Consider the following 23,881-nt stretch of genomic DNA (forward strand, 5'->3'; position numbering starts at 1 on the left):
GGGCTAACCGGACAGTGGTATCAAACACGATAAAGCATGGCGAGCAGAGTGTAATGAAGCGTAAAGCTAAAGTGCAACTTGAAGACATCTTGACGAGAGGATTATCCGCGCCTTGGCAGCGGGTGAGCCGACGTCAGATTGAAGCCATCCTGGCCTTTTTGCACAAAAGCCAGCGCAGCTTGCCAAAGGATGACCCTGACACTCTGTGCCGTGTGCTTCTGGATACGCTACTGGACTGGATCGAGGTACAGCGTCGTGGGATTGTGCGCCTGCATACCAATCACCATGATTTCACGTCGCGCCTCGCTAACGCCAGGTCAGAAGAGGAGATTCGTGGACACGTACTCGATTATGCCCAGATCTTGGGGGCGGGACGGCGTCAACGTATGGGAGATCGCCAAGCCTTTAAACGTTGGTTCGGTCCCGACGCAGTCATTGAGCGTTACCAAAAGCAGTTCGCTGACTGTGAACGCCACTTGAGCTTTAGCCTAGAGCGGCTGGGGGTCTTAGGCGAGTATTACCTGTCTGCTGATGTAGTCACACCCGAGGAGGGTATAAAGCGTTGGCGCCAGCTCAACCTTGAGGAGGGTATCGGTGAGCTTCTCGCCTATGATGGCGATGTTCGTGTTCGAATTGCCGCCTTTCGTGGCCTGGCTCGCGTCGCCCGCTCTCTATCACCGGAAGGTCGAGGTAGCTATCTAGGCGACAGCAGCCTGACCTACAGTTATCGTCTGGCCATGGATCACCGCCAACCAGTATGGCTCCAGACGGAGGCACTGTCGCTCTTGAGTGTGCTGGGTTATCCCGCCGTAGTGGATATCATTGAGCGACGCCTATCGCACGTTGTCGATGGCGACGACTTTTTTGTCCGCCAGCATGCGTTGCAGGTTCTGGGGGATCACGTTGAGGATCCCAGATTTGAGACCCTGCTCAAGACCGCCCTGCAGGACCCAAGCCCTACCGTGCGCCAAGCATTGATCGACCTTTTGATTAAGCGCCGCCCAGCATCACTTGAACAGCTTCTGCCATTGCTGGCTCTGGAGGACAGCGCCCGCGAAGTTCGCGGTTATGCGATCCACGCTTTGATTCAGCTGATCGAGAGCGATACCTCTTTCGTTGATTTCAGCCGCGAGCTTGCCGAGCGAGGAGTTCGCCAGGAAAGCCTGCCCGTTACTTTGCGATTCTATTGTCACATCATGCCGGCCATCGCAGCGGTATTGCTCGAAAAAGGGGAGCAAGCAGCGCTTGGAAAATGGGCACAAACCGGTTTTGTTATTCTTACCCGTTTGCATACTCAAGCAGACGATCTGCGGGTAAGGCGCTGGGCAGCCCAGGCGCGTGAAACTCTCTGGTGCATGGCAGACCCCGAAGCACGTGACCTTCATCAAACGCTTCGTGCCCGACTCAAAGCGTCACCAGTGGGTAAGCGTCGACACCTTAAGGTGCCTGCGCAGGTAAATGATGACCGCTTGGGACGTGTGCTAAGTGCGCTGACTCAGGATGATTTTGGTCTGGATGCTAGCCATAGATCAGGCAAGCTCACATTTCGACGCTGGGAGCGTTTTCGCTTCCGGCTTTGGCGAGCCTGGTATGAACTCATTCATTCCTCGCCGGACAAGCGCCAGGCTGGCCACCATACCATCGGGCGGGTCTATTACGGCCTGTTTCAGGTGCCCTCGGCAAAGATGTCGGAGCTGAGTTCCACCAAGGTGCCTGGCGAGCCTCTACACATGAGCGACGAGGATGGCTGGCGGCCCTACTTGCCCTTGGTGGATCAGGTGATTTCGAGTCTTGATCAATCCTGGCCGACCCGGCCAATGAAACTCTACACAAGCGAAGGCGTTACCGAAATAACCCCGCCCAGCGGCCTTATTGCTCGCCTGCGCGCACGACTTCAGCTCACTTTCCGCTTTGCCTATTATGCCAGGTTACGCAACTGGGAGGCTGACAGCAGCGGTGCGGCAAACAGTTACATGACAGCGCTGCAGTCATTGGGGTTTAGGGTTGGCTTTCGTACGCATACTGATCCAGAGACTAAGCCGTTGCCCGAAGATCCGGCAGTGAGGCGCTTTTTCCCCGCTTTTGTCTTGCCGCCGTTGCTTTTGAGCTGGTGGCAAGATTATACCGAGTACTTTGTCTCTGTTTATCAGAACACATTGCGCCAGTTGAGCTTGTTTCTGGCCGGGATGCTGGCCTTGTTTGTTGGGCGGCATGTGTATGTCAACTTGACGACTCGTCGTGCCCGTAACAAGTTGCCCTTGGTGATTGGCGGCTGGGGTACCCGAGGAAAGTCGGGTACCGAACGCTTGAAGGCAGCACTCTTCAATGGCCTCGGTTTCCATGTGATTTCCAAGACCACTGGCTGTGAGGCGATGTTTTTGCATGGCTACAGCCATCGCGATCTTCAGGAAATGTTTCTGTTTCGCCCCTATGACAAGGCGACTATTTGGGAGCAGGCGGATCTGGTGAAGCTGTCTAAAAAACTCGACGCAGATGTTTTCTTGTGGGAGTGCATGGGACTTACGCCGTCTTATGTGCGCATTCTGCAAAAGCAGTGGATGCGTGATGACATCTCCACCATCACCAACACATATCCCGACCATGAGGATATTCAGGGTCCGGCGGGCATCAATATCCCCATCGTCATGACTGAGTTTATTCCTAAAAACTCCACGTTGATCACCAGCGAAGCGGAAATGTTGCCGATCCTGCAGCAGGCATCGCAGAAGCTCGGCACCGAGTGCCATCATATCGGCTGGATTGAGTCGGAACTGCTGCCTGGCGATACGCTTTCGCGCTTTCCTTACGAAGAGCATCCTACCAATATCGCCCTGGTGCTACGCATGGCCGACGAGTTTGGCATTTCGCATTTATTTGCGCTTAAGGCTATGGCCGACCATGTGATCCTCGATCTCGGCGTGCTCAAGGTCTATCCAATGGCTCATGCCCGGGGAAGAAAACTGCAGTTTACCAACGGCATGTCGGCCAACGAGCGCCTAGGGGCGCTGGGCAACTGGAACCGACTTGGTTTTGACAAGCAAGACCCTCAAACCGATCCAGGCATCTGGGTCTCAACGGTGATTAATAACCGTGATGACAGGGTGGCGCGTTCGCGGGTATTCGCCGATATCCTGGTCAATGACATCAGCGCCGATCGGCATTTTCTTATCGGCACTAACCTGAAAGGCCTGATGGGCTATATCGAAGAATCCTGGGCGGTACGCCGAGAGGAAACCACACTTTGGCCGCGATCCCAGGATAACCCCGATCCCCAGGTCGAATGGCTACGCCTGGCCTGGCAGATGCGGGTTTGCGTCACTCAAGAGGCGGTGCTAAGTAGGCTCGCTGCCATGCTTGAGGGCCTTGATGTGGTTTACGAGCGCGAGGCGCTTGTAAGTCATCTGGCCGACCCCAGTGATTACCTTAAGCGTCTCGCCCAGTCGATCCATGTCGAAGAGCAGCAAAAAAAGGCGCCACTATCTCGCTACCTTGAGAGCGTGTTGACCCAACACCAAACCTATTATCGGGAGTGGCAGGCGTTCAGTGAGCTTGAACAGCGTTTAGCACAAAACCCGGCACATTCCGAGACTATCGACGAACAGGCCCGCGATTTGCTCTGGAAGTGGTTTAGAAGCCGCATTGAGATCGTGCGTTCGCCCTTCGTGACCGGCGAGCAGCTGGTTAACCTGATCTGCGATCAGACACCGCCGGGCTACACCAATCGCATCCTCGGTATGCAGAATATCAAAGGCCCTGGGCTTGATTGGGTATACCGCTGGCAAGCCTGGGACAAGATTTATACCGCCGGTGAGATGGTTTTGAACGGTAATCGCGGCGAGGCCACTCGCGGACTGCAGTTTTTGGCAAGTTTTCAGGAGTACGGGTTGCTTTCAGCCGAGTATATGCAGGACCTGTTGCACCGAGCGCGAGAGCTGCCGGTGGCCCAGAGTGAAAGCTTTCAGGCAGAGCTTAAGCTAATCGCCGCCAATCTCGAGTCCAGAATGAAACCTGAAGAGGACGAGGGGATATCGCCCAGTGAACCGACTGGGGGGCTCTGGTTGACCCTTGTCAGCTGGGTGGAAAAGTTCCTTGATGTTGGCGACGCCGTGCGCCGCCGGCGCAAGGCGGATCAAATCTATCGCGACATGGTGACCCAACGTATTAGCACCGCGCGCGCCGCCGACGAGCTGCAGTACCTGACTAAGCGTCAGAAGGGCGGTTGGCTGATGAGGCGATAAAACGAATGAATTAAGATCGGGAAAAAAGAAAACTGCCTAGCGAGCCGTTATCGGCCGCCTCGTCGCCGAGTTGGCCAGCGCCGCCAGCAATGTTCATGCTCCCTACATCGGCCTGGACTGGGGACATCGCTCGCTCATTACCCAACCGATCAACTTGCGAGAGTAAAGGTCAATAAGCACTGTTAGGTAAGTGCCTACTCAAAATTAATCGCGTAATCAACTCCCTAGCCACCGAGTAACCGATGCACCTCATCGCATAGCCGATCAAACGTCAGGTATGCACTCAACGGCATTCATCTGTCGCCATAGAATCTCAATCAGATTCAGCTCTGGGGAGTAAGCCGATAAGTAGATTAGATGCACTCGATGCGACATCCACTCGCTATCTTCTGTCTGAAGGCCGTGGAACGATGCATGCTGGCATTGTCGAGCACTACAACGGTGAAGGTGTCGGGGTCTTTCTGGGCCACAAACTGGTCAAACGCTTCGATGACCGTTTCGGTGGTCACTGGTTCGGCGGTGGTATGGGAGACCCGTTTTCCGGCTCGGCTGAGAAATCCCAGTACATTCAATCTACGGCTGTGTGAGTAGGCAGTTACCTCGCAGGGCTTGCCGATAGGGCGGCACCGACGACGATTGTGAAAATCCCGACTCATCGACGTAATAAAGCTCGTGTGCGCCTTGGTCTTCCCGCTGGTGAAGCGCCTTGAGGAGGCTTTGTGTGTTGCGGAAATCCGTTTCGTCCCGCTGAGTCTTAAACGAGTGCTGAATGCGCTTGAAGCTATAACGATTTTTTTCAACACCCGGCAAAGGGTCACTGCTGACTGTCTTGCCGATATATTCTTGCAAACGTGCCTGCAAGGATCGAATCTGATGAGGCTGCTCGGCAACCAGTTCCTGAAGTCGATGATGGTCATGCTCATTCAAAACCAGCGTGCGGCCACTGTGGGGCTTATCGACGAGTTCCTTGAGACCGAAGGCTTCCCACTTCTGGAACTAGATCGTGAAAGTGTTTCTTCCAACTCCCAAAATATCGCTGATCTGGGCGATGGTATAGCCTTGCTCGCTCAAGAGAATCGCGTGAGCGCGACGCACGTTTCTGGCCGTACTGATGGATATGTGCCAATGCCTGCCGGTTGACTTCTGTCAGGGGAGAGATGAAGCGCCTTGCCATGCCGCCGTACCTAGGCTGAGATACTGCCGGCATTGTGCCTGAAAACATCTGCCTAGGCACTTAGCACCGTATGTAGTTGTTAACTTGCTTTATTTCATTCTTGGCCGGCGCTATATGGCATGGCGCCGATTTTTTTATAGGTGGGCCAGGCATGGCGCGCAGCGCCTAACGGGAGTGATGGCAATGGTATTCATGAATTACCCTCACAAGGTGAAATACCTAGGATGGCTCAAAATGAGTCGTTTGCTCTGAGAATTTAGTTTTAAAACGCAGCCTGTTGAAGAGAGCTGACAAGTATATGCGCAGGTGCTAAGAGACCGCTTTTGGCCGATAGCGGCTACCCAGTAGATTCAGCCGCCTTCCAGAGAGCAAAGATAGCGCTGTTTTCAACGGCCTAGTCGTTGAATGCATCATCAGTGACTTAGGGTTGGAAGCCCTTTTGCTTACGATGACCATTAATTTAAGCGCTGTCGCACTTAGCCCCGGGTTCCGTGTTTGCAAGTAGTAGGGAAAACAAAGGGGTGGGAGATAAGGCTGTAGAAAAGACGGCTTTCTACATGCTGAGGGGCATTTTGCTGGTGATTGTCGGCCTTTAAAGTGCTGTCGTAACGCGGGACTTGGCTTGCCATAACGTGCGCCGTAAGAGGTAGCCAAGGGGTGGGAGATAATGCTGCGAAAAAACCAGACTGACCTGTAAAAAAAGAAGCAAGCAGGGGTAGGTCCATTCCTTAGGTTGGCAGTTATTCCTGATAGCCTTCGTTAAGGCCACCTTTATTCGCCTTGGGAGGGAGCGGTAGGCGGATGGATGACCTCTTAGGGAGCAGGGTTATCGGCTCGCATTGCAACACTTTTGCAATTATGTAGAGCTTCTCAACGGTGATGCTTACCTCACCACGCTCGATTCTCCCCATGTAACTGCGATCAATGCCTGCTACCAATGCACAGCGTTCCTGAGAGAGACCATTCGCTTGGCGCTTTTCCCTAATGTTTTTTCCGATAGCGACTGCCAGCTCTTCCATATCTGCCTCATTGATCATGAGGCAGGACTATCTATCGTTGCGGCCTGTCAAACCACGGATTATAATCCGTATTTTCACTCCTTTGATGCCCATACCCATGTCCCGTAACCTCCCGAGCATAGATAGGCGAATTATTGAGCTCTTACTGAAGCCAGAAAATACAACATTCTGCGTCCAAAGCCTTCGGGATCAGTACATGGAGCAATGCGACGTAAACCCAGCGCATAAAGCACCACTGCGTCGCTTTATTTATGAGCGCGTCAGAAAGTTGGTTAAGGCTCAATTTGTCGAGAAAGATAGTGAAACGCGGAAGCGCGGTCAGCAGTACCATGTAAGCCCCCTCTTAATGGAAACGGATCTTGGTACTGATGAGGATGATTTTGCCTCATGGCTTCATCGTACTAACCCTCAAACATCTCAAAAGCCGGTCATCAATGACGCGCGTCAGTCACCTAGCGAAGAGGGCAGGCAAGCAGACAAGGCACCTGCCGATAGCCACTCAGTATTGGAAAAAAAGTTAAACGACGCGCAAAGCCGGTTTTTGGAGTCTTTAGGGGAAGTGGAGGGGTTTCAACAGCTTATGAGTGATCATCCAGAGCTTAAAAGCAGCCTTTCGATTGACTACCGCAGTGCTCATGAGCGTAGCTCACGACTTTTAGGGCATGTGAGCGCTTTAGAAAAGGCGCTGAACCGCCTCAACGGCTCATGACGGGACTGCGGAAATGGCAAGCGGACTGTTTGGAGCACGCCAAGTCACACTATCTGAGACACCGTGACTTTTTCGTCCAGGCCACCCCTGCTAGTGGGAAAACACGTTTTGCGGCTGAAATAGCCAAGTGGTTACTTGAAGAAAAGCTCATCGACTTCGTTATCTGCTTTGCCCCTACGCGTGAAGTGGTGGCAGGTATGCAGCGCACTTTTTCTATTGTCTTGCAGCAGCGTTTTGGAAATGTCATTGCGTCGGTGGGAGCCGCTTACACCTACCAGTCCATGGAGTACCAATCGGAAGAGTTTTGGGATATTTTTAATAATTTCCGCACGTTAGCTATCTTCGACGAAATTCATCACTGCGCTGGCCATGATCCTCTCCTCAGTAATACATGGGGACAGCAAATTATTCGGTATATTCAGGATCAAGCGACCTATACCCTCGGCTTGTCTGGAACCCCTTGGCGTTCTGATGATCTTCCTATCGCGTTGGCACGGTACTCTGATCCAGAGGGGCGGCTGATCTGTGACTATCGATATGACCTGCAAAGCGCTGTGGCCGATGGCGTTTGCAGAGCCCCACGGATCACGCTGATTGATAACCCTTTAATTAGGCTCGTCGAAGAAAAGGAGAACACTGAATCTGTTCGAGGATTTTCATGCTTCTCTCAACTATTAAGTGAGTCACCCGTAAGCTATGAAGATCTATTGCGTCACGACGACATCCTCAATGCTGTATTGGATATAGGTATTCATCAGCTCAACGCCGTCAGAAACACCACGCCTCAAGCCGGGGGGTTAGTGGTAGCCACTGATATAGAGCATGCCCAACAAATTGCTGAAATACTGCATGACAAACATCAAACCTATGTCGTGGTTACCAGCAAAACGCCTAAGGCCCAGCAGTTAATTGACCAATTTCGGCATGACCACACCAGCTGGATTGTCGCGGTGAGCATGATTTCTGAAGGTACAGATATTCAGCGTCTAAGTGTTTGCTGTTATCTCAGTCGCATTCGCACTGAGCTCCACTACAGGCAGGTTCTTGGTCGCATCCTGAGAAAGATGGGCACTGAAGACAGAGAGGCGTGGCTCTATGTGATCGCTGAGCCTACCCTGCGTAAATACTCACAAAGAATCGCCAATGATCTCCCCGAAGATCAATCGACGCTGCAGGCAAAAAAACTTCAGGATCGTCTGACAAAATCACACGCTGATAACGCCAATGGCAATACCGAAGACACAAAAGAAAATGAAGACCATCCCTTTTCCGCAACAAAGCAGAACGGTAAGCACGAACTGCAAGTGACCGAGCCTCCATTGCTGACGCTGAGCTTTTCTCAATATTACCGCCAGTATCTCTTATCGCTGATATAACCATGCCTCCCCTCGCTATCTACTCGGTCGTTAAGGTTCAAAAAGTACCTTTTGGCCTACCTCACATATCTTGGCTTCTACATGGGTCATAAATGTCGCGATGACTATATTAGTCCAGCGGACACGAGTCAGAGCTACGAGCAGCTGCTTGAAAAACATGTCAGGAAAACTATTTCCAGGTAACTGCCTTTGGAGTTACTGCTGAATGGATAATGGAACGAGAGCAGTTAATGGTATAATAATCGCATGTTGTCGGACTGGTTTTACGCTGTGCTCCAAACCAGACACAAATGTAGGCCTTAATCAGGATCGTCTGAAAATTCACTCTTGGCCGGCAGTACCCGGTCATTAACCACTTAATCCAAATGCCCTATTTTTTCGAGGGTAACCCGACCACATTATTGTTCTCCGCGATAGCTCGAAGACGCTGATTCTCCACGACCAGTGTGGCCATTTCAGAGGCCATGTCCTGGTTGAGTTGGCGGGCATGAATGTACTCCTGCCTAAGTTCGCTGTGCTTGGCTCTAAGCTCTTTAAGCTCGGTATTCTTGTCGTCCCGCTGTGTACGAACCGCCTTATTACCCGCCTCACGAATACGTTCGGCAAGACCAGGGTGATTATTATGAATGGTGGCTCGGCTGACCCCGGCTTCCTCAGCCACCGACTGAATGCTGAGCTTACGTCCCGGCTTGACCACCTTCGGGCGGCCTTTCTCAATCCGCACAATGGCCTGGCGTATGGCCTTTGCGGTCAGCTCGCCCCGAGTGGGGGCAGCGGAAGTGGTTTCAGCTTGCGACATTGGCTAAATCCTCTTTGGTTGCTCCAAGACCTTTCAGGACCGCCTCGCAGCGCCTGATGTCACGCTCGACCCGCTCAGTCCCTGCGGGTCCAATGTCGGTGAGGTCAAGCAGTTCAAGCTGCTGGACGTAAATGCTCTGCCATACGTGTTTGCGCGACTCGTCAATGACCGCATTTCCGCAGTCTCCGCAACGTGTCTTTTCGATCCCCTGGCCGCCATTGCAGCCGCCCGTGTCAGCAGTGCACCAGGCGACTCCGGTGGCCCGCAGGTGGATCAAGGGGCTCATCGTCTTGGCCATCTCAGCGCGGTCTTCCTTGGTGGCCAGCGCTTCAGTCCTAGTGCGGAAGGCCCGGATTGGCTCGGCCGCGCCACCCGTCAGGATCGCGTCAGGCTCAAGCCAGTGCTCCAGGATGTCCGTCTTGATGCCGAGTGCAGCCAGGCCAACGCTGTCGTACAGATCGGCATCCTGCAGCCGGGACATGGCGTACAGAATCGTCATGTCCAGCGACCAGTGCTTGAAGTGGTCCCGCAGGTAGCGAAGGTCGCCAAAGGCGCTGTGAGCGGCGTAGACCGCAAAGGTGCGTCGGAACTGGTGTGGCGCAAAGCGCCAGTCCAGCCTGCACAGGTCAGCAAATGAATTGATGCGTACAAGGGCCGAATCTTTTGAGAGCGTGCCAATCCGGTTGTTCTGATTCATCGTCACCCCAAGGAACAGGCGATGGCTATGCTCTCTCAGCCGGGCGATGTCAGGATCTTTCGGGTTGTTGGTGCGCAGGTCTGAAATATGCTGGTCCAGCCGCGCTTGCAGCGGACCCGCAAGACGTTCAGCCACGCCAAGGGCACGGTGAGTAATCTCCGCCACCAGCCATTCGCAGTCCCCAGCGCCGGTCTTATACGAAACGCCGCGTATCCAGTGGAAAAACTCCCCCTGATCATCCTGCGTCTTGAAGGCGCACTGATTTTTCAGAGAGAGCAGTTCGGATACCCGGATACCGCTGGTAATCAGGACGATGCACATACACGCAGTTTGCAGGTACATCTCCGCTTTGTTGACTTCACCTTCCGTCCAGCCCAGTTTTTCCAGGCGCGATCGGATGAAACCCCGGTTTCGACCCTCCGACTTCCAGTCTTCAATCTGGACGCGGACACTGATGATCTCATCGGCCCGGTCCAACCAGTCTACCGCCGACTGGAACAATGGCCCCAGGATGTCATCGGGGATGATCTCGGTCTTCGCCTCCTGAACCCGGTTCTGCCCCGTCAACCCTGCAAGATGCTTTGCTGATGATTCCGGCCAGGGGTGGGGCATGGGATCGTCGGATTGTTGGCTGAGGATATGGAGGGTTTCCAAAGCACTGAAACGGCTTGTTAAGTGGCCCGCCGAAAGGAATTTCCCTTTTTGGCCCTTCAGTTCCTTGCAGAAGTCCACATACTGCTGGCTGACCAGCGGCGTTACATCGCCCAGCCGGGCTATGCACCGATCATGGAGCCAGGTCAGAAACACTATTGCGTGCATGAAAAACGTAACTATCGTTCTACCCTTCGGCGGGGGGCGGCCTTCAATCCCTTTCAGGATGTAAACCACCATGCAGATCCGAAGCGTTTCCCGAAACTGCACAGGTGCCCGCAAGAAATTCAGTTTCTTCTGGTTGTTTCTCGTTCCAGCGGCGAAGACGGTGTCGGGCAGAGTCACAGCATCATCGCCACACCGGCTCAGGACGTGGTAGCTGCCATCTTCCAGTCGCACCCCGGTCAGGACAGCGTTCGGGTTGATAACCTCTGTTTCGGCGGCCTGGAGGGCCTTGAGCTGTTCGGCACGAAATTTGGCTTCGTTCACGCCGCGCCCTCCAATATATCCGGATCACGCCAGAAGGGGTGCGGATCAATGTTCGCCCGCTGTCTCTGAATGCTTACCGTCTCGGCGTCAAACTTCGGCGTGATCTCCTGGTCGATGATCCGGATGATGTGGCCGTAAACCCGCTTCCAGGCGCTCGTACCCATTGTCTCGCGCATCCGGACCAGTGCCCAGTAGAGGCTGAAAACCCGGTACAGATCGTCTCCCGTCACAACAAAAGACCGGCACCGGAAACAGGCCAGAAATTTTTGGCAGTGCTCGCCATTCTTGGGGGCATGCTCACCGTTCACGGTGTCCCGGCATCGGGCGACCGGCGTATTCTGAGTAGGCAGGGGCGCGACCTTACCTTGGTTTAGCAGCTCTTCGGTCCGGATCTCGCCCATGAGCCGCCAATTTTTTTTGGCGTTTTCGGGGGCTTCCAGGTAGTGGTCATTGGATACTTTCATGCTGTGCCCGCCCAGTTTTGCGGTCAGAAATGGGTCCTGGCCGGATAGGGTGAAAAGACGGTTCTCGAACGTCTTACGCAGTCGCATGACATTGAGTTTCAGAGGCTTGCCGTCCGCGTCGCTGATCTGATGCCGGTCGAGGAAAGCCTTAACGTAGTAATTGAGAATGGTTTGGGTAAGACGGCGTGGTTCTCTGGCGGTATTACTACTCCGGCTCTCGTAGACAAACAGTAGCTCCGGGTGGTTGCTCGCCTGTCGCAGGATGGCGTTACGTTCGCGGACCAGATCGATGATGCGGGCCACGTCAGGTAACGCGGAAACCATCGATTCGATATCGGTGGCCCGGCGCAGGCTCTGGATGTGCGTGGCGTTGCCCCGGCGCTTGAAGCTGACCAGCACGTAGCGGTCGGCCTTGATGGGGTGAGGTTGCAGGCAGTCAGCCAGGAGTTCCAACGCAGGGGTTGGGTTGATGCCGGTTCGCACTGCAACGGCCAGTAGACAGACGACCAGTTCCTCAGACGTCAGGGGGTCGCTCCCCTTGATGATGGCCCGCATATCGGCCTTTAGAGCCTGCAAAACGTTGCGCCGTTCGGGCTCGCTCAAAGGCGGTTGCCCCTTCGCCGATCGGTTGGAGTTCGGAAAGGGATTGCGCGGAAAAAGGTTTTTGGCAATCCAGCCTGATTGCGCCATTGCGACCAGTACCGACTTGGTCACAGAGTATCGGGTTTTCTGGGATGAGAGGCTAGCACCTAATTGCCGCACATGGGCAATGAAGTGATCCACAAACGGCCGGTCAAGGTCGTCCAGCCGTAGCTCACGTTCCAGAGCGGAAGCGATCGTCGCGCAGAACGGCAGGAAGGCTGACAGCCCATGCCTATAATAAGAGGCGATAGTGGCCGCACTGAGCGTCTTGCCGCCGCTTTCAACACAGGCCCGAGTCATGCGCTCCAGCGCTCTCTGAGCGGCATAGACCACGACATCACAGCCGTTTCCGTAGTATCTGGCGAAATCCAGATTGCGAACGCCGGCTGCATTCACCGGCAACGGTATGATGGTTATGGCTGGAGGCAGGCTGGCAAGATCCAGCGTTTCATCACTGACGGCCCGACCAGGACGGGCAGCTGTGGACTGAAGCTGTTTTCTAGGCACCGGCTGCCTCCCTGCTCATGACATCAATTTCGCTCTGGAAGTCGTTCATCAGCGCGTCTTCCAGCTCCGATATACAGTGAAGGTACTGCTCGGTGGTTGTGATCGAGGCGTGGCCCAGGCGGTCTCTCACATACAACAAAGCATGGGTCTGGGCCTTGGCCTGCATCATTGCGTACAGCGTGTGCGTGGCGTAGGTGTGGCGCAGGACATGGACGTTGACGTAGGGAATGCCAGCCGCCTTGCCAGCCTTCTTCACAATGCCCAGGAAAGATGCACCATCGTTCGCATAGGGTTGGCCGGATTCGGTCAGTAACAAAACTGACTGGCTTCGACCAGAAATGCTCTCATGCTGATGTCGCCGATCCAGAACGTATTGCCAGAGGTCTTCCATGACCGTTCGGGGTACATCGATCCCCCTAGACTGATTGCCCTTGATCGCCATATCGCGTGGATCAAGATTGACCCTGATGAATGAGCGATGCTTGGTGTAAGTAACCGGATTGATCACGTATTTCAGAGGAAACGTAGCCAGTTCCTCACGCCGCATTCCTGTCGTAAGCGCCAGTCGTACAATCAGCTTGTGTGTGGGATTACTGAGGGCATCCAGAAGGTCACGCGACTGATGTTTGCTCAGCAACCGGATTACGGTTCTTGGCGTCTTCAACATGACGTCTGCGCTTGTACGCATTCCGCCACTCGCATCGACATGAGCCAGGAAACCTTTGGGCTGACTGACTGTTATCGTTTCCATAGCATACGGCACTGTTGCTACCCAACCACTATTGGCTGCATACCGATAAAACGCACAGAGAAGCCGTAGTCGGGCGTTCACCGTTCTTGCGGCAAGGCTTCCACCCTCTGAACTCAGATTCCAATCCCGGAACTCTGCCAGGATCGTAGCTTCCCGATCATTACCCACATCTCGCCAGTCAATGCCATTAGCCTCACACCAACCAAAGAACTGATACAAGGCTTTCCCGTAAGTTACCCAAGACTTACTGGATTGCACTCTTCCACGTTTGATCAGGTACGACATACAAAAATCCAGTGCTTCCTCAACAACTTTCCCTTCCTTGGAAATCAGGATTGGAACGCCACTGTAGCTTTGGCCATTGAGCTTGAACTTGCTAGTGCTGAAGAAGAGATCCATGACTGCACTCTAACATAATATATCACTTGAGCCAGCGGTAATCATTGTCTGGGCCCGGTGTATGGCGTGGACAAGCCCGAGGATCAACGGCTGGCAGACTGCTACCGTAATGCGCTGAAACTGGCAGACGAGCACGGCATTGAGCGGCTTGCCTTTCCGGCACTCTCCACTGGCGCCTTTGGCTACCCGGCAGAGCAGGCCGCACAAGTGTGCGCGACTACCCTTGAAGCCATATTGCCCACCTTGCACAAAGTACGCCTGATCCGCTTTGTTTTATTCGATGAAGCGGCCCGGCAAACACTCCACGACGCATTGGCTCAACGCTTGACCATCGATCCAGCGGGATAGGGTCACTCCAGACGACGCACCCCTGCCGCTAGCGGTAGTTATAATTTCTTCAGCCGCAAAGTGATAATAGTGTCACTATCAATTTGGTTCAGGGTGAGCCCATGAAAGTTGAGCTTGTTACAAACCTTAAGCGCCAAGCCACAAAAATCCTGGCAGACCTGCATCTGTCCAAAGAGCCGGTACTGATCACTTGTCGGGTTCCGTGTGATTGACGCAAGAGCTTTTTACTTTCTCAACAATATGCGCCCCGATGGGGATCGCTGAGGTAGCCGCGGGTGAGGGCGCGTTGCAAACGTTGACCGTTCGCGGGGTGTTAACGAACAGGAAGTCGTCGACCAACTTGCCGTCGTCGGAGACCGCTTGGGCGCGCACACCAGCAGGGTAGGGTTCCAGGTCAGCAAGCGTTAAGCTCGGGCAGTACTTGCGAACCTGTTCCAGGTAACCTTTCTTATAGAGCGAGTTTTTTAGCTCGAAAAGCCCTGAGCGCAGGTTATCTTTCAGTACCTGGCGGATACCGCTGTGGCGCAACATCGCCCAAGTATCAGAGAGCGAGATGTCGGTTTTCCGGTAGCCCTCACGCTTCCACGCCAGTACCGCATTAGGGCCAACCGTCACGCTGCCATCGATCATGCGCGTTAAGTGCACGCCTAAAAACGGCATTGAGGGATCCGGAATAGGGTAGATCAGGTGGTTGACAATGTGATTATGCTGCGCAGGCAGGCGGTAATATTCGCCCCGAAACGGGCAGATGGTGAAGCCTGGTTCGACACCTAGCATGCGCACCACGCGGTCCGCCATCAGGCCCGAGCAGGAGACCATGTAGCGAGTGGAAAAGTCTCCCTGATTGGTCGATACCACCACCTCGTTGGCGCTTTCATTCAACCCAGTGACGGCGGTGGCGTAACGGATTTCGCCGCCAGCGTCTTCGAACTCACGACCCATGGCAGCGGCGACCTGAGCATAGTCAACGATACCGCTGGAGGGAACGAAGATGCCGCCAACGCCGGTGATGTTAGGCTCGCGTTCGTGCATCTCTTCCGCTGTTAGCCAATAGCGTTCTAGGCCATTGGCCTCAGTGCGTTCCCACAGTGCTTGCATGCGTTGCATTTCGAGGTCGTTGGTGGCAACCAATAGCTTGCCGCATTCATCATAGGCAATGTCATGCTTGTCACAAAAGGCCTTGGTGGCGATATTGCCTTCCAGGCAGAAGCGTGCCTTTAAGCTGCCGGGCGTGTAGTAAACACCCGCATGAATAACACCACTGTTATGGCCTGTTTGGTGGCGAGCCGGGCCGTCTTCTTTCTCGATCAGCAGCATCTTTTTGTCAGGGTAAGATCGGATAAGCTGCATGGCTGTCGACAGCCCCAGAATGCCGCCTCCAATGATGATGTAGTCGTACATAGGCGTCTCGGTAGTCAGGGGTGAAAAGCCACCGCCTGGGCGGTGGCTGATTGTTTTATCATTATACTTGGCGCGGCTGGCGCAATGTTTTGGCGTGGGTGAAGTAACCCCGCTGGCGCATCAGTTCACGACGCAGGTCCGGGTGCGGCGTGAAACGATCACGGCCATGCAGCCAGAAATGGTTGTTGATGAGCAGAAAGCTGCCCGTGGAAACGGGAATCGATAGCCGGTGCTCACTGGTTTCCAGCGATTCGGAAAGGTTGGCCAGCCAGTTGCCTTCCTCGAAGTTCTTCGGCTGCACGAACTGGTCGATGTACGACATGATCGGGCGGCCTTCCGTGTCCACATCGAAGACCGCGTGATAGATATCACGGTCAACATTTTTGCTCGGCGGCGCTGTCCAGCGCATTTCACGACGCGCCATCGGGTGAGTGTAGAAGGTATCAAGCCCTTCCCAGTCGTCGAGGTGTAACAATAACGAGTTGCCACCTTCCATGTTCTGTTCGTCGATTTTCATCATCAGCACGTAGTCAGTGTCCTGCTCGACGAAGGTGCCGTCGTTATGCAGCTCCATAACGCGGTGCGGCTGACGCAGGTAGCTATCGGAATTATCCACGTTTTTGACCACGAAGCGGGCATAGTACTGGCCGCTCATGGCATCGAAGTTGGAACGTCCCATCAGGTGGGAAACCGCAGTGGCGAACATCACCATGTCATCTGCCTGCTCTACTTGATCGAGTCCTTCCGGCGTGACCAGAAACGCACCCGTATTACGATCCACCATGGTATCGATCAGCAGCGGCTGCAAGGTGTTGTGGCAGATATCATCAAGAATTTTGGCGACGCGGAAGCGCAGAAAAGACTTATATTCCAGTGCCTGAACCGGCCAGTCCGATACGGCGTCAAGAAATGCATTCACCGTCTCCTTGGGGAAGCTTAGTTGCAGTAAGCGGTCCGACTGCGTCGAGCGGCCAAGGGAGAAGCCATGCTGCTGTGAGTGAATGTTGGCTGGAGCGTTCATTGGACACCTCTCTGGAGCAAAAGAATAAAAAGAACCTGCGTCTAAAAATATCTACATTTTTTAGTTTCGTCAATTTTTTATAAAAATATCGATAAATTTGCGGACGGCCAAGCGACTCCTCAGCTCGATGGCTCGAACAGGGAGAGATCCAAGGCTATTTCAGCCACGAGCGGGAAACGCTGCAGGCGGTAACTGAAGCCCGGAATACCGCAGTGTCGGGGCGCAAGGCGGCGGCGGAAAACCCCGGCAGCGCTAAGGCGATGTCTGACCATGAGCCTTATGCGGCGCGTGCTTAACTGTATGCGCTACTGCTCAGTGAGAATCAGGAGGTACGTGAGCATCAGCAAGAGATGCTGCAGAACATGGCCCTGCCGGATGGTTATGCCGAACTGAGCAAGCATGCCCCCGGATGTGATGGCGCTGGATATTCAGCTGCGCTTGCCCCATGCCGCCACTGCTTGCTGACGTTTCCTCATCCAGTAACGGGCAGGGGGGTTGAGTTGTCCCTGTTAACTCGTTTTCTTCTTGCTTCCAGAGCGTTTCCTACCTGTGGTTCCTTTCCTTTTCGGGGAGTTTTTTCCTGATCTAACCGTGCGCTTTGCCGGGCTACCGGCCTCGCCTTGGGCGGTTTGCAGGCTCTGTTTTAATTTGGCCGCATCGCTGTGGGTAAGTAAACCGCGTAAATCTTCCAGCAGCGCCTGTTGAAAGGCGCGCGCGTCGTCTTGTTGTTCGGCAATGGCGCGCAGACGCTGCTCCCAGAGCGCGGTGCGCTCCGGTGTGCTGACGGCGCTGGGCAAGGCGGCGATTAAAGCGCTGCCGAGTTGAGTGGCGCGCAGGGCTTTTTGCTTGCGTACCAGGTAGCCACGCTGCACCAGGGTTTCAATAATGCCCGCGCGGGTGGCCTCGGTACCGAGACCGTCGGTGTCGCGCAGGGTGCGGCGCACATTGGGATCATCGACGTAGCGGCCGATGTTCATCATTGCCTTGATCAGGCTGGCATCGGTGAAGGGTTCCGGCGGACGGGTTTCACGCTCTTCCACGCCTGCGCCTAATGCTTGGCAGGCTTCCCCTTGGGTAAGCGGCGGCAGCGGTGGGCTATCTTCGCGGGTGGTGAATAGCGGTTTCCAGCCGGAGTCGAGAATGCTTTGGCCGCGAGCGCGGAAGGTCTCGGCAAGCAGGGTAAATTCGGCTTTGACCTCAAAGGTACGCAGCGGACGGTAAAACTGTGCCATCACATTGCGGACGATCAGCCGAAACACATGCCCTTCGGTCGCGGAGAGCTGGCTGAAATCCGCCGGTTTGCCGCTGGGTGCGATGGCGTGGTGGGCGCCGACGTGTTTGTCGTTCCAGGCTTTGGAGCGCAGGGCAAAGTCTGCGCCATGGAGCCACTGTTTGAGGGTGTCGTCGTTCTGGCAGGCACCGGTCAAGCTGCGCTGGGCAAGCGGTAGGTGGTCTTCAGGCAGGTAACGGCAGTCAGAACGCGGATAGGTAATAAGCTTGTGTTGCTCGTAAAGCCGCTGGCAAATATCTAACACCATCTGTGCGGAAAGCCCGTGGCGGCGAGCGGCGTCGACCTGTAGTGCGGAAAGCGAGTAGGGCAGCGGCGGCGCTTGGCGTTTTTCTTGTTGATCAAGCTGGGTCAGCGAGCCATTGGCACCGGGCAACTGGGCCGCCAGTTTGTCCGCGGGGGTTCGGTCAATCAAACGGCCTTGCTCGTCTAACGGCTGGTGTTCCTTGGGTGCCCACCAGGCGCGCAGTTTCCCTTGTGCGACTTGTAAATGGACCCACAGTGGGTAGAACGGATGAGGCACAAAATCGCGTATGGCATTGTCACGGCGCACGATCAGGCCGAGCACTGGGGTTTGCACGCGGCCGATGGAGAGCACGCCGTCGAAACCGGCTTGACGGCCGGTGAGCGTCCAGGCGCGGGTCAGGTTGATACCGTACAACCAGTCGGCTTGGGCACGAGCCTCTGCGGCGTGAAAAAGAGGCTGGAAGTCAGCGTTGCTTTTCATCGTCGCCAGCGCACGGCTAACGGCGGGGCGGTTTAAATCGCTGATTAATAACCGCTGCACCGGGCCGCGATAGTTCATGTGCTCGATCACTTCCTGTACCAACAATTGGCCTTCGCGGTCACTATTACAAGTATTATTTTGTGAAAATATAACTTACTGTTTTTGATAAATTTATTCGATTTCATACTTTTTGTGTTTTTTCACAAATGCTATTCCTATCGATTTTTCTAGGGATAGAGCTTATTTAAGGATACTACGTGATGCCCGTTTCACCGTCGACTCTGAGACCTGGAAATGCTGAGCAGTTCTGCTGATACTTGCCTTGCTGTCTTTCCTCCATTGCTTTATCTCAGCGGCATCAGCCTTCTTAGGACGCCCTAGGTGTCGACCTTCTGCTTTCGCACGTCGAATGCCAGCCATCTGCCTTTCACGGATGTTCGAGCGCTCAATCTCAGCCATTGCGGCAAGCATCGTAAGCATTGCCTTCCCAATAGGGGTGTTTAGATCAAAGCCTTCACGCAAGCTGATAATCGACACTCCTTTGCTTTGCATGAATTGAACTGTATTTAACACATCGACAGTATCTCGCCCCAGGCGATCAATAGCGTAGACCACTAGCACGTCGCCTTCACGTGCATATTCTGCCAAGGCCGAGAAGCCCGCACGCTGCAGGGCAGGCAATACCCCAGAAGTTGCCTCGTCACTCCACCAACGTTCGACCTTATGGCGATTCGCAATCTCGCTACGTTGAGAGTGAGTACTTTGATCATAAGAGCTGACACGGAGATATCCGATCGTTGCCATTGAGTTGTACCCTCAATTTTTGGTCATAAGGTGGGGATCTGTTTTGAACCTAGGCCATAACCCAAAACGACACTTATGACCCACTTAGATTCAAAGATAATAGAAGTGGGTCATAAGGTACACTTTTTGAACCTTAATGATCGAGTAGATAGCGGGGAGAGGCATGGTTATATCAGCGATAAGAGATACTGGCGGTAATATTGAGAAAAGCTCAGCGTCAGCAATGGAGGCTCGGTAACTTGCAGCTCGTGCTTACCGTTCTGCTGTGTTGCGGGAAAAGGATGGCTGCCATTTTCTTTTGTGTCTTCGGTATTGCCATTAGCGTTATCAGTGTGTGATTTTGTCAGACGATCCTGAAGTTTTTTTGCCTGCAGCGTCGATTGATCCTCGGGGAGGTCATTCGCGATTCTTTGTGAGTATTTACGCAGGGTAGGTTCAGCGATCACATAGAGCCACGCCTCTCTGTCTTCAGTGCCCATCTTTCTCAGGATGCGGCCTAGAACCTGCCTATAGTGGAGTTCGGTGCGAATGCGACTGAGATAACAGCAAACACTTAGACGCTGAATATCTGTACCTTCAGAAATCATGCTCACCGCGACAATCCAGCTGGTGTGGTCATGCCGAAATTGGTCGATTAGCTGCTGTGCCTTAGGCGTTTTGCTGGTAACCACGACATAGCTTTGATGTTTGATATGCAGTATTTCAGCAATTTGTTGAGCATGCTCTATATCAGTGGCCACCACTAGCCCCCCCGCTTGAGGTGTGGTGCTTCTGACGGCGTTAAGCTGATGAATACCTATATCCAAAACAGCATTGAGGATGTCGTCATGACGCAATAGGTCTTCATAGCTTACCGGCGACTCGCTTAGTAGTTGAGAAAAGCATGAAAACCCTCGAACAGACTCAGTGTTCTCTTTTTCTTCGACCAACCTGATTAAAGGATTATCAATCAACGTAATCCGTGGAGCTCTGCAAACGCCGTCGCTGACAGCGCTTTGAAGGCCATACTGATAGTCACAGATCAACCGCCCCTCTGGATCAGAGTACCGTGCCAATGCGATAGGAAGATCATCAGAACGCCACGGCGTTCCTGACAACCCCAACGTGTAAGTCGCAGCATTTTGAACGCGTTGAATTATTTGTTGACCCCATTTATTACTCAGAAGGGGATCATGGCCTGCACAGTGATGAATCTCATCGAAAATAACCAATGTGCGATACTTTGCGAATAACACCCAGAAATCTTCAGGTTGATACTCCATAGATTGGTAAGTATAAGCTGCTCCAACCGACGCTAGTGTGTCGCCAAATCGATGATTTAACACGCTTGAAAAGGTACGCTGTACACCAGCCACTACCTCTCTCGTTGGTGCAAAGCATATAACGAAATCAACATAATTTTGATCGAGGAGCCATCGCGCAATTTCAGCAGAAAGACGTGTTTTACCGCTAGCGGGCGTCGCCTGCACAAATAGATCGCTGTGAACCAAATAGTGGTGCTTAGCCAACTCTAAGCATTCTAATTGCCAAAAGCGTAATTCTTTATTCACTTTTGACCTTTTCAATCACTTTTTCCAGTGCACGCACACGACCAATAAGTCTAGCACTGTGGTCATAAGCCTCACGATGATAGTGAGCAATACTTGACTGCAAATTGGGACATTGATTCATTAATTCCCGCAAGGTTTCCACTTCACCCATAGTGGTAAGAAATTCGCTTTGCACCTCTCTTAATTTCTTCTCCAAGGTAGAACTTTGGTTTTTATTTTGTTTTTTGTTATCACTAAAATCTTTATCGGAGTCGATCAAGAAAGACTCCGGTGCTTTACTCTTTCTCTTCTCTAAACTAGATAACTGTCTACTATGCCATGATTCAAATATTTCGCCATCTAGGTTTATTGGAATTTCATTTATAGTAGAGAGCACATGGAATATCTGATCTCTTTTACGCCGCTGATCATCTTGTTTTACAGCACCCACCCTAATCAGTTTTTTAATATTTTCGTACAGGAAGCGTCTTAGCTCTGCTCGATCTTCACTTACGATCCCATAGTGCTCCGCATACTGGTTACGTATACCGCGAACCGTAAACTGCGAGTTCTCTGGCGCCAAAAGGAGCTCAAAAACACGACGATCAATAGAAGGAAGCGATGGCAGCACATCCTTGGTCATATGAGCATACCTCTCAAAATGAGAATTATAGACTGTTGACGATAATCATTCAATAATAATTAGGGAGAGGGGGCTCGTCAAACGAAGCACGAAGAAAAATCCGCGTCCCGCATGGACAGCAGCGTCTCAAGATCGCTATCCGTACCGAGCGTCAGTAGAGGGGGGGTGGAGCACACATGAGCTGCAGGTATTCAGAGAGAAGATTCTGTCTACATAGATGACCTATGAAATGAGCCTGCATCGGCCAGGAGCATGGCACCAATCTCTACGGCCTTGTGTGACCATTAAAAACCGGTACAGCTTGATGGCGGCGACCCTGCACCCTGCAGTTAATTTCTTAAAGAACTGTCTGAATCAGGGCGGCAAAGTCTGCCTGTAAGGGCAGGCAATGGCGCGCAGCTCAATCACCTCTTACTTACTCCTGAATCCGTGATGGCGGCGCCGACACTTTTCCTATTACCGCCAGCGAGTATTTTTTGACCACCGATACCGTCTCAATCGACCAACACATGCCTGCTAGGGCCAACTCTTGTTGCATCGGTCGGCGTCGACGGCCTGTTTTGTCATGCATTTCTACCGGCCGGGCACGGTGATTCTTGCTAACGGTGTCCGTTAGCCCGCTGCCTGGCTGCCTGGCTCGATAGACGATCAGCATGGCGACTCTCTTGGGTAACGCAGCCGAGCGCGCAGGGTGTTGAGCACCGCCATACGCCCAATATCCTGCCCGAAGTCGAGGATAATCTGCCTCGCCCTGTGGATCACCAGGGCGGCGCGATGCACCAGTTCCTGTAACACGGTGCGTATTCTGCGTCGCTTTGCCGGGTGGCGGACCGGGCTCAGCTCGCCGGTCATGCCCAACTGCCCCATCAGACGCAGGATGTTGTAGGCCAGTTGAGCGAGGTGCAGGATCAGGTCATTGGTGGCGAACTTGCCCGAGGGCAGCCGTTCCAGGTCGAGATCGGTCTTGATCTCGCTATGGAATTGTTCGTGGGTCGCATGCGCCTTGTAACGCTGAATGACCGCCTCCGGCGCCTCGTCCAGGCTGGTCCACCAACCTTCCAGCTCGTACTCGGGTTCCAGCAGAAGTTGCCCATCGCGATCGGCGGTACGTTCCACCAGGCGCATCACGCGCTTGACCACATGCTCGACCTGGTCGACCGTGATTGAGACGCTCTGAACCCAAAGCGCCTGGCGCTTGCCAGGGCGCAGCTCTTCCCAATAGTCAGCAGCCACCGCACGCCAGGTGTCCTGATCGGCCTTGGCCGAGTCCCGCGGGTTCCACTTGACGATATAGTCGAGCTGGCGACCGTCGTCGGCAAACGCTTGGCAGTGCTGCTCGATCAACGCAAGATGGGCCTTGCTGTCGAAGCCGCTATCTTCTCGAAGTAGAATTGGTTGCTCGGTCAAGCCCCGGGCACGCGGCATCACCCGCTCCAGGAAAGCGTTGCTCTCCTTCATGGTGTGCTGCTTGCCGGGACGCAGTTCCAGGCCCAAGCACCAGCCTTCATTGCCCAGGTAAGCAGCAATCGGGGTATAGCCATCGACCTTCTGGTAAGTCCGCGAGACGCCTTCTTTGCTGGAGTTACTGTTGTCCATGACGAAGGTGTCGATGTCCAAGCAGACATGCCCCTTTTCGGCGGTGATGGGCACCTCGGCCAGCGACAGCAGGGTCGTGGACCACGCCGCGATGCGTGCCTGCAAGTCGTTGGCGGCGAGCTTCTCCAGTCGTTGGCGCAACGTGGCGGTGCTCGGCACCTTTTGTAAGGTCAGCAGCTGCTTGAAGGGCTTGTCACTTCGGAAGTTCTCGATAGCATCATAGTCGCTCATGCCCAGGCACAGCAGTCCTAAATAGCTCTTGAGTACGTCACTGTTGCGCATGCCCAGCGTAGTGGGGAAGCGGCCGTCGATACTGTCGACGCCGGCGATTTCAATGCACTGGCCGATGATGGATAGGCCGGCATGGCTGGTGAGGGTGCGACGACTGGCGTGGAACTTGACGTTGGGCATGGCACTGTACGGGTGAATGGCGATATCGACCATATTGCCATGCAGTTCAGTGGGTTAGAAACGTTTTAGAAGACCGGTCTCACGGATTCAGGTTACTTACTAACTAACTGTTTGGTCCCGGATGATGAAATCGCCCATAGAAGTTATCCTCTGCTAGCAGCCAGGGAGCTTCTTCATCAATTTATCCGGGAGCAGGTT

At 53.7% G+C, this 23,881-nt stretch carries 16 protein-coding genes and 3 pseudogenes; 5 read left to right on the top strand and 14 right to left on the bottom strand.

Going from position 1 to position 23,881, the window contains the following annotated elements; genetic code table 11:
• Positions 1–53 precede the first annotated feature (53 nt).
• On the top strand, positions 54–4,238 hold the full coding sequence (locus QC823_RS14250) for a HEAT repeat domain-containing protein (protein ID WP_309657015.1): 4,185 nt from the start codon (positions 54–56) through the stop codon (positions 4,236–4,238).
• 224 nt (positions 4,239–4,462) lie between these two features.
• Here the strand turns inward: QC823_RS14250 and QC823_RS14255 are convergent.
• Together QC823_RS14255 and QC823_RS14260 are read right to left on the bottom strand one after the other, a co-directional pair.
• Positions 4,463–5,412 (bottom strand): annotated as a pseudogene (locus tag QC823_RS14255) (IS630 family transposase).
• 740 nt (positions 5,413–6,152) lie between these two features.
• Complete coding sequence (locus QC823_RS14260) at positions 6,153–6,431, bottom strand: helix-turn-helix domain-containing protein (RefSeq protein WP_309657016.1); 279 nt, start codon at positions 6,429–6,431, stop codon at positions 6,153–6,155.
• Positions 6,432–6,627: 196 nt separating this feature from the next.
• Here QC823_RS14260 and QC823_RS14265 point away from each other — a divergent pair, with 196 nt between their 5' ends.
• The gene (locus QC823_RS14265) at positions 6,628–7,140 is read left to right on the top strand and encodes a hypothetical protein (protein ID WP_309657017.1); all 513 of its coding nucleotides are present in this window, start codon (positions 6,628–6,630) and stop codon (positions 7,138–7,140) included.
• Positions 7,137–8,516, top strand: a complete 1,380-nt coding sequence (locus tag QC823_RS14270; RefSeq protein WP_309657018.1) for a DEAD/DEAH box helicase — start codon at positions 7,137–7,139, stop codon at positions 8,514–8,516. Before QC823_RS14265 ends, QC823_RS14270 begins: the two co-directional genes overlap by 4 nt.
• Positions 8,517–8,886: 370 nt before the next feature.
• Here the strand turns inward: QC823_RS14270 and QC823_RS14275 are convergent, their stop codons facing one another.
• From QC823_RS14275 to QC823_RS14290, 4 genes are read right to left on the bottom strand one after another with little or no spacing between them, the layout of a single operon-like run.
• Positions 8,887–9,315 carry a hypothetical protein gene (locus QC823_RS14275; RefSeq protein WP_309657019.1) on the bottom strand — a complete coding sequence of 143 codons (429 nt, stop codon included), beginning with the start codon at positions 9,313–9,315 and terminating at the stop codon, positions 8,887–8,889.
• Positions 9,302–11,152, bottom strand: a complete 1,851-nt coding sequence (locus QC823_RS14280; protein WP_309657020.1) for a site-specific integrase — start codon at positions 11,150–11,152, stop codon at positions 9,302–9,304. The genes QC823_RS14275 and QC823_RS14280 overlap by 14 nt, the downstream gene beginning before the upstream one ends.
• The gene (locus tag QC823_RS14285) at positions 11,149–12,765 is read right to left on the bottom strand and encodes a hypothetical protein (protein WP_309657021.1); all 1,617 of its coding nucleotides are present in this window, start codon (positions 12,763–12,765) and stop codon (positions 11,149–11,151) included. Before QC823_RS14285 ends, QC823_RS14280 begins: the two co-directional genes overlap by 4 nt.
• Complete coding sequence (locus QC823_RS14290; RefSeq protein ID WP_309657022.1) at positions 12,758–13,915, bottom strand: tyrosine-type recombinase/integrase; 1,158 nt, start codon at positions 13,913–13,915, stop codon at positions 12,758–12,760. The genes QC823_RS14285 and QC823_RS14290 overlap by 8 nt, the downstream gene beginning before the upstream one ends.
• A gap of 48 nt (positions 13,916–13,963) precedes the next feature.
• Between QC823_RS14290 and QC823_RS14295 the strand changes: the two genes are divergently transcribed.
• Complete coding sequence (locus QC823_RS14295; protein ID WP_309657029.1) at positions 13,964–14,263, top strand: macro domain-containing protein; 300 nt, start codon at positions 13,964–13,966, stop codon at positions 14,261–14,263.
• Positions 14,264–14,364: 101 nt separating this feature from the next.
• Positions 14,365–14,454 (top strand): annotated as a pseudogene (locus tag QC823_RS14300) (type II toxin-antitoxin system prevent-host-death family antitoxin); the annotation flags it as partial.
• Here the strand turns inward: QC823_RS14300 and lhgO are convergent.
• The 8 genes and pseudogenes from lhgO to QC823_RS14340 form a co-directional block, all read right to left on the bottom strand.
• Positions 14,450–15,664 carry an L-2-hydroxyglutarate oxidase gene (gene lhgO / locus QC823_RS14305; RefSeq protein WP_309657023.1) on the bottom strand — a complete coding sequence of 405 codons (1,215 nt, stop codon included), beginning with the start codon at positions 15,662–15,664 and terminating at the stop codon, positions 14,450–14,452. The pseudogene QC823_RS14300 and the gene lhgO sit on opposite strands and share 5 nt — an antisense overlap.
• A 61-nt stretch (positions 15,665–15,725) precedes the next feature.
• A complete protein-coding gene (gene glaH / locus QC823_RS14310) occupies positions 15,726–16,685 on the bottom strand; it encodes a glutarate dioxygenase GlaH (RefSeq protein WP_309657024.1) in 960 nt (319 codons plus the stop codon).
• Positions 16,686–17,194: 509 nt separating this feature from the next.
• Positions 17,195–18,820: pseudogene (locus tag QC823_RS14315) on the bottom strand (DNA topoisomerase); the annotation flags it as partial.
• A gap of 120 nt (positions 18,821–18,940) precedes the next feature.
• Positions 18,941–19,504 carry a recombinase family protein gene (locus QC823_RS14320; RefSeq protein WP_309657025.1) on the bottom strand — a complete coding sequence of 188 codons (564 nt, stop codon included), beginning with the start codon at positions 19,502–19,504 and terminating at the stop codon, positions 18,941–18,943.
• Between the two features lie 167 nt (positions 19,505–19,671).
• Positions 19,672–21,054 (bottom strand): DEAD/DEAH box helicase, encoded by a 1,383-nt coding sequence (locus tag QC823_RS14325; protein WP_309657026.1) that lies wholly within the window; start codon positions 21,052–21,054, stop codon positions 19,672–19,674.
• Positions 21,047–21,676, bottom strand: coding sequence for a hypothetical protein (locus QC823_RS14330; protein WP_309657027.1), 630 nt, complete (start codon positions 21,674–21,676; stop codon positions 21,047–21,049). Before QC823_RS14330 ends, QC823_RS14325 begins: the two co-directional genes overlap by 8 nt.
• Positions 21,677–22,091: 415 nt before the next feature.
• Positions 22,092–22,331, bottom strand: a complete 240-nt coding sequence (locus tag QC823_RS14335) for a hypothetical protein (protein WP_309657028.1) — start codon at positions 22,329–22,331, stop codon at positions 22,092–22,094.
• Positions 22,325–23,683: an IS1380 family transposase gene (locus tag QC823_RS14340; RefSeq protein ID WP_309657030.1), complete on the bottom strand. Its 1,359-nt coding sequence runs from the start codon at positions 23,681–23,683 to the stop codon at positions 22,325–22,327. The genes QC823_RS14335 and QC823_RS14340 overlap by 7 nt, the downstream gene beginning before the upstream one ends.
• Positions 23,684–23,881: the final 198 nt, after the last annotated feature.

Origin of the sequence: Vreelandella vilamensis, from assembly GCF_031451755.1 — a bacterium.
GTDB classification, from domain to species: Bacteria; Pseudomonadota; Gammaproteobacteria; order Pseudomonadales; family Halomonadaceae; genus Vreelandella; species Vreelandella vilamensis.

Coding starts and splice junctions, on each gene's coding strand:
- QC823_RS14270 (WP_309657018.1), top strand. CDS start 7,137: ATGACGGGACTGCGGAAATGGCAAGCGGACTGTTTGGAGCACGCCAAG.
- QC823_RS14330 (WP_309657027.1), bottom strand. CDS start 21,676: ATGACCAAGGATGTGCTGCCATCGCTTCCTTCTATTGATCGTCGTGTT.
- QC823_RS14335 (WP_309657028.1), bottom strand. CDS start 22,331: ATGCTGATCGTCTATCGAGCCAGGCAGCCAGGCAGCGGGCTAACGGAC.
- QC823_RS14265 (WP_309657017.1), top strand. CDS start 6,628: ATGGAGCAATGCGACGTAAACCCAGCGCATAAAGCACCACTGCGTCGC.
- QC823_RS14275 (WP_309657019.1), bottom strand. CDS start 9,315: ATGTCGCAAGCTGAAACCACTTCCGCTGCCCCCACTCGGGGCGAGCTG.
- QC823_RS14290 (WP_309657022.1), bottom strand. CDS start 13,915: ATGGATCTCTTCTTCAGCACTAGCAAGTTCAAGCTCAATGGCCAAAGC.
- QC823_RS14340 (WP_309657030.1), bottom strand. CDS start 23,683: ATGCCCAACGTCAAGTTCCACGCCAGTCGTCGCACCCTCACCAGCCAT.
- QC823_RS14260 (WP_309657016.1), bottom strand. CDS start 6,431: ATGGAAGAGCTGGCAGTCGCTATCGGAAAAAACATTAGGGAAAAGCGC.
- lhgO (WP_309657023.1), bottom strand. CDS start 15,664: ATGTACGACTACATCATCATTGGAGGCGGCATTCTGGGGCTGTCGACA.
- QC823_RS14320 (WP_309657025.1), bottom strand. CDS start 19,504: ATGGCAACGATCGGATATCTCCGTGTCAGCTCTTATGATCAAAGTACT.
- QC823_RS14250 (WP_309657015.1), top strand. CDS start 54: ATGAAGCGTAAAGCTAAAGTGCAACTTGAAGACATCTTGACGAGAGGA.
- glaH (WP_309657024.1), bottom strand. CDS start 16,685: ATGAACGCTCCAGCCAACATTCACTCACAGCAGCATGGCTTCTCCCTT.